At 40.3% G+C, this 13,266-nt stretch carries 16 protein-coding genes and 2 pseudogenes; 8 read left to right on the top strand and 10 right to left on the bottom strand.

Annotated elements, in window-relative coordinates; all coding sequences use genetic code 11:
* Positions 1–7 precede the first annotated feature (7 nt).
* From AB1I63_04250 to AB1I63_04240, 3 genes are all read left to right on the top strand, one after another.
* On the top strand, positions 8–397 hold the full coding sequence (locus AB1I63_04250; GenBank protein ID MEW4354096.1) for a DUF948 domain-containing protein: 390 nt from the start codon (positions 8–10) through the stop codon (positions 395–397).
* Between the two features lie 17 nt (positions 398–414).
* Entirely contained in the window at positions 415–846 is a 432-nt protein-coding gene (locus AB1I63_04245) for a YtxH domain-containing protein (GenBank protein MEW4354095.1), read from the top strand.
* Positions 847–907: 61 nt separating this feature from the next.
* Positions 908–1,699, top strand: coding sequence for a C39 family peptidase (locus AB1I63_04240; protein MEW4354094.1), 792 nt, complete (start codon positions 908–910; stop codon positions 1,697–1,699).
* 25 nt (positions 1,700–1,724) lie between these two features.
* Here the strand turns inward: AB1I63_04240 and AB1I63_04235 are convergent, their stop codons facing one another.
* The gene (locus AB1I63_04235) at positions 1,725–2,030 is read right to left on the bottom strand and encodes a DUF3270 family protein (GenBank protein ID MEW4354093.1); all 306 of its coding nucleotides are present in this window, start codon (positions 2,028–2,030) and stop codon (positions 1,725–1,727) included.
* 135 nt (positions 2,031–2,165) lie between these two features.
* Between AB1I63_04235 and AB1I63_04230 the strand changes: the two genes are divergently transcribed.
* Both AB1I63_04230 and AB1I63_04225 read left to right on the top strand, forming a co-directional pair.
* A complete protein-coding gene (locus AB1I63_04230) occupies positions 2,166–3,095 on the top strand; it encodes a peptidase U32 family protein (GenBank protein MEW4354092.1) in 930 nt (309 codons plus the stop codon).
* Positions 3,096–3,251: 156 nt separating this feature from the next.
* Positions 3,252–4,538 carry a U32 family peptidase gene (locus tag AB1I63_04225; GenBank protein ID MEW4354091.1) on the top strand — a complete coding sequence of 429 codons (1,287 nt, stop codon included), beginning with the start codon at positions 3,252–3,254 and terminating at the stop codon, positions 4,536–4,538.
* A gap of 20 nt (positions 4,539–4,558) precedes the next feature.
* Here AB1I63_04225 and AB1I63_04220 read toward each other — a convergent pair whose 3' ends face one another.
* On the bottom strand, positions 4,559–4,894 hold the full coding sequence (locus AB1I63_04220; GenBank protein MEW4354090.1) for a hypothetical protein: 336 nt from the start codon (positions 4,892–4,894) through the stop codon (positions 4,559–4,561).
* An 88-nt stretch (positions 4,895–4,982) separates the two neighbouring features.
* On the opposite strand from AB1I63_04220, the gene AB1I63_04215 reads away from it, so the two are divergent.
* Positions 4,983–5,195, top strand: coding sequence for a YdbC family protein (locus AB1I63_04215; GenBank protein ID MEW4354089.1), 213 nt, complete (start codon positions 4,983–4,985; stop codon positions 5,193–5,195).
* Positions 5,196–5,551: 356 nt separating this feature from the next.
* A pseudogene (locus tag AB1I63_04210) lies at positions 5,552–6,722 on the top strand (IS4 family transposase).
* A gap of 221 nt (positions 6,723–6,943) precedes the next feature.
* Here AB1I63_04210 and AB1I63_04205 read toward each other — a convergent pair.
* The 5 genes and pseudogenes from AB1I63_04205 to AB1I63_04185 form a co-directional block, all read right to left on the bottom strand.
* Positions 6,944–7,156, bottom strand: a pseudogene (locus AB1I63_04205) (type II toxin-antitoxin system HicB family antitoxin).
* 73 nt (positions 7,157–7,229) lie between these two features.
* On the bottom strand, positions 7,230–7,634 hold the full coding sequence (locus AB1I63_04200) for a type II toxin-antitoxin system HicB family antitoxin (protein ID MEW4354088.1): 405 nt from the start codon (positions 7,632–7,634) through the stop codon (positions 7,230–7,232).
* Positions 7,635–7,688: 54 nt separating this feature from the next.
* The gene (locus AB1I63_04195; GenBank protein ID MEW4354087.1) at positions 7,689–7,877 is read right to left on the bottom strand and encodes a type II toxin-antitoxin system HicA family toxin; all 189 of its coding nucleotides are present in this window, start codon (positions 7,875–7,877) and stop codon (positions 7,689–7,691) included.
* A gap of 362 nt (positions 7,878–8,239) precedes the next feature.
* Positions 8,240–8,653, bottom strand: coding sequence for a transcriptional regulator (locus tag AB1I63_04190; protein ID MEW4354086.1), 414 nt, complete (start codon positions 8,651–8,653; stop codon positions 8,240–8,242).
* Positions 8,634–8,993, bottom strand: coding sequence for a DUF1492 domain-containing protein (locus AB1I63_04185; GenBank protein MEW4354085.1), 360 nt, complete (start codon positions 8,991–8,993; stop codon positions 8,634–8,636). The genes AB1I63_04190 and AB1I63_04185 overlap by 20 nt, the downstream gene beginning before the upstream one ends.
* 606 nt (positions 8,994–9,599) lie before the next feature.
* Here AB1I63_04185 and AB1I63_04180 point away from each other — a divergent pair.
* Complete coding sequence (locus AB1I63_04180) at positions 9,600–10,469, top strand: IS982 family transposase (GenBank protein ID MEW4354084.1); 870 nt, start codon at positions 9,600–9,602, stop codon at positions 10,467–10,469.
* 697 nt (positions 10,470–11,166) lie between these two features.
* Here the strand turns inward: AB1I63_04180 and AB1I63_04175 are convergent.
* The 3 genes from AB1I63_04175 to AB1I63_04165 form a co-directional block, all read right to left on the bottom strand.
* On the bottom strand, positions 11,167–11,991 hold the full coding sequence (locus AB1I63_04175; GenBank protein ID MEW4354083.1) for an ATP-binding protein: 825 nt from the start codon (positions 11,989–11,991) through the stop codon (positions 11,167–11,169).
* A 10-nt stretch (positions 11,992–12,001) separates the two neighbouring features.
* On the bottom strand, positions 12,002–12,823 hold the full coding sequence (locus tag AB1I63_04170; GenBank protein MEW4354082.1) for a phage replisome organizer N-terminal domain-containing protein: 822 nt from the start codon (positions 12,821–12,823) through the stop codon (positions 12,002–12,004).
* A gap of 158 nt (positions 12,824–12,981) precedes the next feature.
* Positions 12,982–13,185, bottom strand: a complete 204-nt coding sequence (locus AB1I63_04165) for a hypothetical protein (GenBank protein ID MEW4354081.1) — start codon at positions 13,183–13,185, stop codon at positions 12,982–12,984.
* Between the last annotated feature and the right edge of the window lie 81 nt (positions 13,186–13,266).

The raw sequence follows: 13,266 nt of genomic DNA, 5'->3' as shown, positions 1-13,266 counted from the left end.
AGAATATATGTTAGAAATTGCTTATAGTTTAGTCGCAGTTGCCTTAGTTGCCTTGATTATCTATGTGATTTTATTGGTGAAGAAAATCGGACATGTGGTCGAGGAAGCAGAAAAAACGGTTCAAGTCTTGACCAGTGATGTCAATGTTACCTTGTACCAAACCAATGAATTGCTAGCTAAGGTTAATGTCTTGGCAGATGATATTAACGGCAAGGTGGCAACCATTGATCCTCTCTTTACCGCAGTAGCAGACCTTTCTGAGTCAGTATCAGAATTGAACACTTCTGCCCGTCATTTGAGTCAGAAAGCTACCGTAGCCGGGAAAAATAGTTTGAAAGCAAGTGCAGGATTATCCGCCTTTCGCATGGCTTCCAAAGTTTTTAAAAAGAAAAAATAAGAAAGTAGGTTGAGCATATGGGAAAATTATCCTCTATCCTTTTAGGGACGATTTCAGGAGCAGCAGCGGCAGCTTTTTTGACCAGTAAAAAAGGAAAAGAAGTAACCGCTAAAGTCGTAGATTTTGTCAATGATGTTAAGGAAAATCCAGAAGATTTTAAGGTACAAGCCGTCGATACATGGACAGAATTTTCAAACCAAGCAGCAAGTACAATCTCTGAAACTAAAGAAAAGGTTGAAAATGGGGAGATTACAGGAGAAACAATCTTGGAATCTGTCAAAGAAACAACCAAACAGGTTATTGATTTCTCACAAGATAAGTTTGAAGAAATCAAAGGTAAACTCAATGATCAAGACATTGTATCCACTGTTAAGGAAGAAACCGTTGATGTAGTTGATGATGCAGCGGATGAAGAGATTGTCATCGAAATTGATTTAGACGAAGAATAATAAGGCGAGAGCCTTATTATTCTTACAACAAATGTAAACGCTTTATAAAAAGAGGTGATTTATGAAGATAAAAACACTAGGAATGATTATTTTGACAAGCTTTGTCTTGAGTGCTTGTAGTCAAAAAAATCAAGAAAAATCCTTATCTTCGTCCTCTGAAATCATCAAAAAAAGTAGTGAGAAGGAGACGATGAATGTTACTGTTTCATCGCTTGTAGAAACAAGCGAGAAAGAAGCAAGTCAGCCCAGCTCTTCTATGAAAGAGACATCACAAGAAGCGACAAGTCAGCTGACTTCTCTCAAACGGTGCTTGGAAGTGCCCATGCAGGTGCAACGAAAATGGTACACCTGTGCTCCAACGACTGTGAGTATGATATTAGAGAGTCAAGGGATTCAAGTATCGCAAGAGCAGCTGGCAGAAGAGATGGAGACCGATGATTCCTTTGGAACGCATAATAAAAATGCTGTTCAGATATTGAACAAGCATTTATTTGGCTATGAAATTCCCAAAGAAGGTCAGGCAGGCTATCGTCTTGCTAAGGTGAGTTCAAGCGATAGCAGCTCAGACGACATGCGTCTTTTTAAAGAACGTCTCAAGAAAAATATTGATGATGGTTATCCTATGTACTATACCATGGAAATTGCTAAAGTTTACCCTGGCCATAAGGGGGAACACAATGTCATTGGAACAGGCTATGAACTAACAGCTGATGGCAAGGACATTGCTGCGATTTACTATGTTGATCCTTTGGAAAGTGTGCAGGATCCGATCTATGGAGGACTGCAAAAAATTACTCCAGAGGAATTACTAGAAGCTATGGTGGTTTGTGAAGAACCCAATTATGCTTGGTAAATAGAAATAAGAGGAGTAGTTGTGGCTACTCCTCCTGTTTTTTATAGTGTTCTTGGATCGTTTGGTAGGTTTTTAACAAGCCTAAACTCGCTCCCATGGCACAAGCAAAAGCCAGAAAAGCATTGAACTTCAATGATAAAAAGAGAAAACTAAAGAGAGCTGTTAATACACAAAAAACAGCGATGTTTACAAAAAATAGTAATTCTTTTAAATCTGGACTTAGTTCTGCTTCTGGGGAATACTCTTCATAGAGGGAGGTTTGTTCTTGTTTTATCTCATCATACTCGTACTGGTAGTCCGCTTCTTGGGACTGAAATCTTCTAGCGTTCATACTCTCTCCTTACGATACTTTACTATTTTACCATGTTTTGGAGATAAAGTATGTTACAAAAATGTTACAAAAGAAATAAGTCTCTTTTTCAAAAAAAGTTGGAAAGAGGAATCGAAAAGTGCTATACTTTTAAGTATGGAAAAAATTATCATTACAGCAACGGCTGAGAGCCTTGCACAAGCAAAAGCATTGGTAGAATTAGGTGTGGACCGCATTTATGTGGGGGAAAAGGATTTTGGCCTTCGGTTGCCACATACCTTCTCTTATGAGGAGTTAAGAGAGATTGCAGAGGTCGTTCACGGAGCGGGTAAGGAGTTGACAGTGGCTGTCAATGCCCTCATGCACCAAGATATGATGAACCGTATCAAGCCCTTTCTTGATTTCTTAGAAGAAATTCAAACAGACTACATTACAGTGGGCGATGCGGGTGTTTTTTATGTGTTGAAGCGAGATGGTTATTCGTTTAAAACGATTTATGATGCGTCAACGATGGTGGCTAGCAGCCGTCAGATTAACTTTTGGGGAGAAAAGGCAGGAGCTAGTGAAGCTGTTTTAGCGCGTGAAATCCCTTCGGCTGAGCTTTTTCAAATGGAAGAGATTTTAGAAATTCCTGCTGAAATCCTTGTTTATGGAGCTAGTGTCATTCATCATTCTAAGCGGCCTCTATTGCAAAATTACTACAATTTTACAAAGATTGACGATGAAAAGAGCCGTGAGAGAGATTTGTTTTTAGCAGAGCCGGGAGATCCAGAGAGTCACTATTCGATTTTTGAGGACAATCATGGCACGCACATTTTTGCTAACAATGATCTTGATATGATGACAAAGCTCGATGAATTGGTCGAACATGGCTTCACCCATTGGAAATTAGAAGGTCTCTACACACCAGGGGAGAATTTCGTAGCCATTGCCGCTCTTTTTGTCGAAGCTAGAAACTTGTTAGAAAAAGGTGAATTTACAGCTAACCAATCCTTTTTGTTTGATGAAAAAATCCATCAATTACATCCTAAAAATCGTTTCCTTGATACAGGCTTTTACGAATTTGCCCCAGACAAGGTTCAATAAAGTTAAAAATCGGCAGATAGCCGATTTTTTTCGTAAAGTGAAATAATCTGAAAATTAGAATTGTGAAAACACTTGACTTTATCTTGATTTTGACCAATTTTTACTATACAATGAAAGGGAAACATCAAACTTTTATATTGCAAATAGGAGGATATGATGACAAAAACATTGAAACGTCCAGAGGTCTTAGCACCTGCTGGTACTTTAGAGAAGTTAAAAGTCGCCATTCGTTATGGAGCGGATGCAGTTTATATTGGTGGACAAGCCTATGGATTGCGGAGCCGCGCGGGAAATTTCACCTTTGAAGAGATGGAAGAGGGAATCCAGTTCGCACGCGAACATGGAGCTAAGGTCTATGTCGCAGCCAACATGGTCACCCATGAGGGCAATGAAGTTGGAGCTGGTGAGTGGTTCCGAAAATTGAGAGATATTGGGATTGCAGCAGTGATTGTATCAGACCCTGCCTTGATTGCGATTGCTTGTACTGAAGCCCCAGAGCTTGAAGTCCATTTATCAACACAGGCTAGTGCAACCAACTATGAAACCTTGGAATTTTGGAAAGAGTTGGGCTTGACCCGTGTTGTCTTGGCGCGTGAAGTTTCCATGGAAGAATTAGCTGAAATTCGTCGCAATACTGATGTGGAAATTGAAGCCTTTGTTCACGGAGCGATGTGCATTTCCTATTCAGGACGCTGTACCTTATCCAACCACATGAGCTTGCGTGATGCCAACCGTGGCGGTTGCTCTCAGTCTTGCCGCTGGAAATACGATTTATACGATATGCCCTTTGGACAAGAACGTAAGAGCCTAAAAGGTGAAATTCCAGAAGAATTTTCCATGAGTGCGGTTGATATGAGTATGATTGACCATATTCCAGATATGATTGAAAATGGAGTTGATAGCTTAAAAATTGAAGGACGGATGAAGTCCATTCACTATGTTTCTACCGTCTCAAATTGTTACAAGGCAGCTGTGGATGCTTACTTAGAGAGTCCAGAAAAATTTGAGTCTATCAAGCAAGACTTGGTGGATGAGATGTGGAAAGTTGCCCAGCGTGAATTGGCAACAGGATTTTACTATGGAATTCCATCTGAAAATGAGCAGTTGTTTGGCGCTCGCCGGAAAATTCCAGAATACAAGTTTGTCGCAGAAGTGGTATCTTACGATGCGGACAAGCAAGTAGCAACCATTCGCCAAAGAAATGTCATCAACGAAGGAGATCAAGTTGAGTTTTATGGTCCAGGTTTCCGCCATTTTGATGCTGTTATTACGGATTTGCATGACGCTAAGGGCAATAAGATTGACCGTGCGCCCAATCCAATGGAGCTTTTAACCATCGCTATGCCGACTGCAGTTTGCCCTGGAGATATGGTGCGAAGTCGAAAAGAGGGGCTTATCAATCTCTACAAGGAAGATGGCACTAGCCAAACCATTCGTGCTTAATCAAACAAAAAAGAGCCGTTCTAAGAATCGGCTCTTTTCTGTGCTTGGCTAATCGTATCTGGCACCAAGCGAATTCGCTTAATATCTGCAATTCGAATAATGGTTGAAATATTTTTTTTGAAATTCTTGACAATCAATTGCTGGCGCTCTTCATCGTACTTGACAATATCTCCCGTAAAACTCTTATCAGAAAAAATGACATGAATACCTGATTTTCTTTGCAGAGCGATCCGAATGACACGCAAAATATCCGTTTGCTCAATGGAGCTTTCTTTTATCGGTTCTTGATCGCTGACAAACTCATGTGCCCTGTGTAAAATCATCTTGAGAAATTTTTTCATAGCTAAATTCTCCATAACTTGTTACAATATATTATATAAAAACTGATTGGAAATGTAAAATGTTTACGAATAAATCAGGAAAGAAAATGAAAAGGAGAATAAAATGGCAGATTTTAAATTCGAAATTGAGGAACATCTCCTCGTTTTATCAGAAAATGAAAAAGGCTGGACCAAGGAGTTAAATCGCGTAAGCTTTAATGGTGCTGCTGCTAAGTACGATATTCGTACGTGGAGTCCTGACCATACCAAGATGGGCAAAGGCATTACCCTGTCAAATGAAGAATTCCAAGTCATGCTGGATGCCTTTAGAAACTAAATCATTTTTGAACGCTTGTAGTTGTCACTGCAAGTGTTTTTTAGAGGATAAAAAAGAATGGTTCTGAGAACCATTCTTGATCATTATTTGAGACCGTATTTATTACAATTTATATTATGTATAGATTTAGATAATTCGAAAACTCAGTCATATCAAGCTTTTTCATGATGATATAGTTTTCAACATTTATCATAAATTTTTATATGTCGCAATCATTTTCGCAACGCTTGCCCGTATTATTAAGAGTGCAAAAGTAGAAGCCAAGTCAATGTCATTAAGTTAAAGAATCTATTACTCGAAATTTGAGTAGTAGGTTCTTTTTTTGTGCTACACTAAAAGAAAAAGAGGTGATTCTTATGAAATTGAAGCAGGTTAAACATCACTTATTGGATTGTATCTCTTCTATTGTGTCACATTCTCAAGACTTTATTCATCATCCCGCTACAGCGTTTAGTCGTACTAGTCCTCTTGATTTGAAGACCATGCTCTATGCCCTGCTGGCAATGGGAGGCGATAGCCTATCTAACGCCCTCCCGATACTAGCTGTTGATGGGAGCGATGTCTGTATCCCTAGAAATCGATTGGACTCAGGAACCCTTGTCCAAAATAGCCCAGAGAGTACGCCTTATAACTTGATTCACATCAATGCTCTATATGATATAACGAATGGAATATATCATGACCTTCTGATTCAAGACAAACGAGACCAAGATGAACGTGCTGCTTTTCTGAACATGATGGAGAACTCTCCCTTTCGAACAAGCACTCGTTATTCTGGACAGAGGATATGAAGCCTATCATGTGATGGCCCATTGTCAAGAAAGGGGGTGGTTCTACATTATCCGGATTCGAGATGGGCGTCAATCCATCAAGTCTAGATTGATACTCCCAGACACACCGTGCTTTGATGAAACCATTCATTTAAATCTTTGTCGGAAGCAAACGAAGGAGATGAAACAAGTCTATCAAGACTTGCCAAATCAGTTTCGCTTTTTACCCAGTAACGTTACCTTTGACTTCTTACCAAAGTATAATCATAAAAAGGAGCCAACCATTTGTTATCGGCTTGACTTTCGCATTGTGCGTATAGAGATTGCCAAAGGACAATATGAAACCCTCGTGACAAACACGGACTATCCGCCTTCAACATTAAAAGAGCTCTATGCCAGTAGATGGAGCATAGAGACTCGTTTTCGTGATCTTAAATACAGTATGGGACTCGTTCATTTTCACGCGAAAAAAAAGGAAGGGATTCTCCAAGAAATCTTTGCACGCTTCATCGATTTCAATTTCTGCCAATGGCTAACTTCCCTTATCGCTATCCATAAGCCTAAAAGTCGTTACGATTATCAGATATGCTTTTCAGACGCCTCTTATGCTTGCTTACGATTTTTAAGGGGAGTGATCACTTCCTTCCAGTTAGAAACCTTCATTGCCAAGCATTTATCTATTATTCGCCCCAATCGGCAATTCCCAAGAAAGATAAAAACTCAAGCTGCTGTTAGTTTCACTTATAGAGTACCATAAATCGGTGAAAAAAGGGAGTAGGAGCAGTTCTTTTTGTGCGCCCAAAATTCTCTGAACGGACAAAAACTACTCCAAATGTAAGCGAAATAGCTACATGTTGGAATAGTTGGTATCTATTTTAAACTCTTAGCTTAATGACATTGGAAGCCAAGTAGGCTTTTTTTGATTGCTGATAAGTATATTATACCAAATTTCACTGTGTCCGAAAAGCTAGCGCGTGGCTAGGCTTGTAATTTTTTATCAGCGATTGCTTCGGTGAGTGTTTGAGAGAAGTTCAAGCCTAACTCACGCCCTAACTTATCCGCCCAACGTGGGATAGTGAGGGTCTTTTTGATTGGCTCTTGACTTCCTAGATACTCTGCAACATTGACCATTACAAGAGAAATAAAAGATTTTTCTGGGGCATAAGTCATTTTTAATTCTTCGTCATCTTTGAGTATCGTCATAATAAAATAAGGCTGGATAAGTAACTAACATCTCGCTACCTCCGTTGCTTCTAAAGGTTAGTTATACCTGCAATTCTTCACGGATTGCTTTTTGTAATAACTGGCTGAAATTGATTTTGTTTTCTTTCCCAACTTCCACAAGCCAGCTTGGTAGCGTAACAGTCTTGTTGACCACTCTAGACCGTTCACGCTCACGGACAAGCTCGGTATCTACTGAAATGGCCTGCAAGATGTCCTCATCACTAGAGAGCTCCCCAGCTAATGCCTTAAAGCTAGAAGGGGCTGGAAAAGCCTTGCCCTCGTCTTCAAACATGATTGTATAGATTTCAAGCACTTCACGGGCATTATAGATAGCCTCGTTTAGCGTGTCTGCCTCGCTGATTGCTCCATGGAAGTCTGGGAAAGTAATTGTATATCCGCCGTTTTCTTTATCCACTTCAAAAAGTGCTAGGTAAGTGTATTTCATGATCTGATAGTTCGCTAACGACCACTCTAAAAGAGTAGGGGTAGGATTTACCCCCTATTTCCCATTTAGGACTTTAAGAACGTTGTTTAAGGTTTTAGGCTTGTAGTCTTTCTGTTTTGGGTTACTGATGAGAATTGTCCGCCCGTCTTCATGCTCCCAAAGTGTGTGCGACCCTTTACCTTTATCCGTTGGATAGAACCCCTTAGCTTTTGCTAATTTTTCAAGTTCTCGCCTTGTGGTCATTAGCTATCTCCTTTCCTTATCTTTAATTATATTATACACTTGTTTTGAACACTTGTCAATTGTTTGCGCGTGTTTTCTACACATGTTTTGTTTTTTCTAGCTGGTAGGTTTTCCCCTATTTTCTTATCTCAAAAGCCCAATAATAAAGGATTTTCTCTTTATTTCAAAATTTCAAAAAGGGAATTTTTCGCACGGAAAAGGGCAGCGTTCTTTATTTCCGAACAATACACGCCCCGTTCAAAATCAGCGGGGGTATTTCCGAACATCAGAAAAAGCCCCTAAAATCGCTTATACGGGCTTTTAGTGTGTCCATGGTTAATTTATCGGATAAGCTAAAACAATGGCTAGAACCTAGCAAAATTTCAATCTGACAACGTTTCAAGCGCTCCACTTCTGTAGTGTTTGGCAAAAGCTAGTAAAGCCTTATTTTTGAGATAGTTGCATTGGCTTTCTTTGATTGGTTCATAAGGTTTATTTTGTCTCTCAATCAACCGACGGACGTCTTTCAGCTCTTTACGCTCCAGATAGTTCAGTATCAGCAGTTGGCGTAGTCGTTTGTTATCAATGCTATTTATTGCTGACTTTATCGCATTCAGTTCTTGCTCTGCTATCTCTTGGTTAATTTTCAAGCGTTCCACGGGCTGAAAATCGTTGCTTTCTGCTTGTAAGATATAATCATCAGAATAGGCCAAATCAAGACTTCTTGCAATCCTCTGCCAACGTCTAAACTCTTTTAGTTTGCGGTCAGCGTACTGTCTAATTTGTTTCTTGTTCATAGATGACCTCCAGACGCTCTAAGGCTTGCTTGTGTAGTCTGTATGTGGTGGTAAGCGAATAGTTAATAATACCTGCTACCTCTTTCCAGCTTCTGCCATTCCGATAGCGTTCAAGTAGTAGCGTCTGATAGATTGGATTGTCCAGCTTATCGATAAGCTCCAGCGTGGCTCTCTGCTGTTCTCTTAGCTCCTCGATATGCTTTAAATGGTTCTGCTCAACCTCGGCCAAAGCAGACGGTAGGGAGTTGTATAGCTGCCTATCTTTTTCCAGCCCATCTTCAAAGGTGGCTATCAATAATTCGGCTGTGTATAGTTCTTCTAATCTCTGTTTTAAATCCATAGTACGCCCCATTTGTGATATAATAGTTAGTGGAGTTATTACATCACAAGGAGTCAGCGCAGAAGTGTTGGCTTTTTTGATTTTCTCGAGCTTCGTTCAAGCTTCAAGCACGCGCCGCTGGTTGAAAAAAGTTACGATTTGTTACGACTTCATGCACCAATCATCTTTTTACAATTTCCTGCTATTCGTCTGCTGTTCAATTCCCTGTACCTAACCAAAACCTCACCATTTCCACCTAGCCTAGACCTCATCCGTTTTATTCCCTACACCTCCCCTAAATCTCCCCAAACCTTAGTACTTTTTTTACCCCTTGTCCCTTATCTGAACCTTACCATTTGTTTATTTTTGTAATCTGCACCCGTTCCGTATTTATTTGGAAAAAGTCAATAAAAATCAGCAGTCATATTTTAGCAGATTATGTAGGAACTTTTCAGACCTACCGGCAAAATATGGCCGCGCTTGTCAGTAACAGCTATCAACTCAACCAATACCTATCCCCTTTGTCTAGATAATCTATATACTCGTGGTGCTAGTTAATTTCAAACTACAATAAAAAGCCCAAAAGGACTATACTGTAAGTGCCGAAACAAACAGGAGGAAGTCCAAATGAGCCACTTACAGTATACCGCTAAATCTCATCACTTACAATGGAATTTGAAGCAATTATCAAAAATTTGCCATCAACTGTATAGGGATTATTGTCCTAAATCTTTCAAACATCGTCATAATGTCAGTCTATCTAAGGTTTCAGATCAATCTCTATTAGTCTTACTTCTCTTGCAAGCTGAACTAGGGATTAAGTCACAACGTCATTTCTACCGTCTCTGTTACTTATTTCCTTGTGGTCATCTTCTTGAACGAAGCCGTTTTAATAGACGAGCAAGACAGTTGATTTGGTTAGTTCAAGTCATTAGACAAGCAATGAATACTCAAATCTCACCTGGTTCCATTGTTATTATAGATAGCTTTCCCTTTCCCTTGCCACTTTGCCAACCTATCCGTAACTATAGAACACGTATTTTTAACGACTTAGCAGATATTGGCTACAATGCTTCCAAACGTCTGTGGTTCTATGGATTCAAAGTACACATGCTGGTAACTTTATCAGGCTATATTCTGAATTATGTTGTGACACCTGCATCAGTCCATGATATTAGGGCAGTTGATGACTTACTAGAAAATTGCCGACAACCTTATATTTTGGCAGATTTAGGCTATCTTAGTAAGGAACTTAAAGATCATTTGACCCAAAAAGGCTATCATCTATGGACTCCCTTGCGCCAAAATATGGCAGGAGCTAAACAACATAATCATTGGAAATTGATGGCTATGAGACGAACCATTGAGACTCGCTTCTCAGAGCTTTGCGGTCTTTTTGATATAGAACACACACTGACTAGAAGTTTAGCAGGTCTGCAGTTAAGGCTGGAGCAAATTATACTGGCTTACAATCTGAGATACTTCGAGATTAACTAGCACCACGAGTTCTATATACTTCCGCCAATGCTTCAAGTAGGTAGCTAATCTCATGCGCTTAGGTCTGCTCGGGAAGCTGTCAAATACATAGCCACCCAATTTTGGCTTATAGTCTGGTTGTACTTTTCTGGTTTCCCTCAGCGCTCTTTCCCAATAGTAAGTACAATCTGTCTTGGTGCGGTTTAGTGTGTCCCTATGAATATCTTGACATGTTCCGCAAGCGTAGAACTTACGGACTTCATACATCACCCTGCACCGTCTGCCACATTGAGGACAAGAAAAGAAGTAGCGGTATCCTCCTTTTGTTCCTGATATTTGCTCAAGAGTAAAGGTGTTTTGACCGTATCTGATCGTTAGCTCCTCCAAATCAACCTCTACGGCTTTGATCTGAAATTTAGTTTCCCCTGTTTTCTTCAAGGGTCGGGTGAAATCCTCAATACTAATTCTAGCTACTTTCATTCCTAGCTACTCCCTATATACGTTTAAATGCCCAAATCTATTTGCTTAACTCATTATAGCAAAAAAGAAGAAGCGCGTGCTTCCTCTCGGCTGTGGTCAAATCCCTTGCCCCTGTCTGATAGTGGTAGTAGTTCATAGTGTTTGCTCCTTTCTGATACCCTCAAATCGTCCATATTTCGCCCCTTTTAGCGCGTGTAAGGCTTGGGCGGTAAATTCTACCGCCTTGCCCTTAAAATCGCTAGAAGGGGAGTTTTCGTCTGTCCTCGGCATGTTCTGGATAGACGAAGATGTTTTTACCGACTCCATCCATGATACGGCTAATCAATGATGGATCATAAACTTTTTTCAACTGCTCACCGTTTAGATTGGTGTTGATGATGGTCTTACCTCTCATATCCAGCAGCTCATACAAGAATTCTTGTTTCCAGTTGCTAGCCTCGTTGCCATGGTTTCCAAAGGTTGTCTCTTTCCCTAAGTCATCCAAAAAGAGATAATCCACGCGCTCCAGTAGTTTCATCATATCATCACGGCTAACGCCATCCGATTTGTTAAAGCTGGCTTGTATCGTCTGAAAAAGCCGATTAACGGGCATAAATAGCACGCTTTTAGGTTTCTTGATAGCTTTCCAATCCTCATTCAATTTCCGAGCGATAGCCAGCGTCAGATGGCTTTTCCCAACTCCCGGACGTCCCTGTAAAATAGCGTTGCCTGTGCCTTCGTTTTTGAAATAATACTCATTGAGCCGCAAGCCGAATTTTTTTGCCTGCTTGTCTATCTCATTGCCTACCGTGAACGTCCTATAACTCGCTAGCTGTAATTTAGGCGTGATGATACTTTTTCGCTCAAAGAGATCATAAGTTTTTGATAGCTCAGCATTTAGCATAGATTCACCCGTTAGCTCTGCCAGTTCCCTATCTATCTTTTCCTGAAAACAGACGGGACATTCTTCTGCATAGTAAGGCTCTTTTCGATCAGTGGCTCTCACTTTTTCATTTAATTGCCATGTATATACGTGGTGTTTTGGGCATAGCCTATCTGTGATGTGATGGGTTATCTGTTGCATTTTCTACCTCCTAAAATCCTAAATCTTCCGCCCTGCCTAATTGGTCAAAGGGGATACCATCGGTCTTGTATTGTTTATTCTTGTAAGCCTGCTTGTTTTGCTCAACTTGTTCAACAGTTCGCAAGCCTTGACCCTGCCAACGTTCCAAGATAGAACGGGTATATCTGATAGACCTACCGCCATTTAAGATGGTTTCATTCAGGGCGTGCATGAGTAGAGCCTCGCCATGTACTCTAAGCAATTCCTCAACCTCCTCAGCAATCGTTCCAGATATAGACATTTCACCGAAAGCCTCCTTTAGTTTTTCAAAGATTGGATTTCCAACAGAGCCAGCAGCCTTTTCTAGCTGTAGCTGTTGCTCTATATCTAACTTTATATCTTTCTCTATCTCTATCTCTGTCTTACACTTTTCAACGTTGTTAGACTTTGGGTTTACATTGTAAGATTTTGCACTTTCCAGACGTTTATTTTTCCGATATTCTCGTATGTATGCAGCTTGGTCCGTTTCCTGTTGGATCATGGCCTTAGCTTGTGGCAATTCAGCATTTCCTTCTGTGTCAATTTGAACTAATCCACATTTCGTAAAATAGGCTAATGTCATATTGATGTCGTCCTCGCTAACATCTAATTTGAGAGCTAGCTCTTCAGCGAGATTTTCAAAATAGCCTTCATAGTACAAAATGCAATCACTTTCTAGGCTTTCCAACATCAAGCGGATATAGATAACAGTCATCGTATAACCGCCCGCCATATTTTTTAATCGTTTGATGAAAATATTGTCAAAAAATTTCTTATCCACCTTTAGCCAAAAATAAATTTTTGTTTTTGCCACCGTCTCACCTCCAAATAGTCCCTTTTTGCTTTATTGTATGGATTAGCTGCGCGTGCTCGTCTTTTGATACCTTGTCGCTGATATAGATAATATCTAGGCTAGGCGAGTAGTGCGCCTTCCCTCGCCAGTTGTTGCCGTCTATGATAAGGATTTCCATATTAGCCCCCTTTCAAATATTTATCCTGTTCATTCAGATTTCCGTACTTAATCACTTCAAGGCGTTTTTGTTCCTCTGTGACCTGCTTATCCAGTTCTACCATGCCTTGGAAGCGTCCCGCGTCATTGGTGGGAAAGTAGTAGCCTGGTGTGTGATTTCGTAAGATACCGATAGGGATTTTATAGCGGACAGTCAGCCGTTGCACAATTTCTCGTATCGCTCGTTCACTTAGTCCTGTTGTCTCTTGCACCTCTCGATTTGTAATCGGTCACTCACTCCCTTTTGG

The organism is Streptococcus pneumoniae (assembly GCA_040719455.1).
Classification (GTDB): Bacteria; Bacillota; Bacilli; order Lactobacillales; family Streptococcaceae; genus Streptococcus; species Streptococcus pneumoniae_G.
Note: the sequence above shows the minus strand (reverse complement) of the source record. Positions and strands in the feature narration are given on the sequence as shown.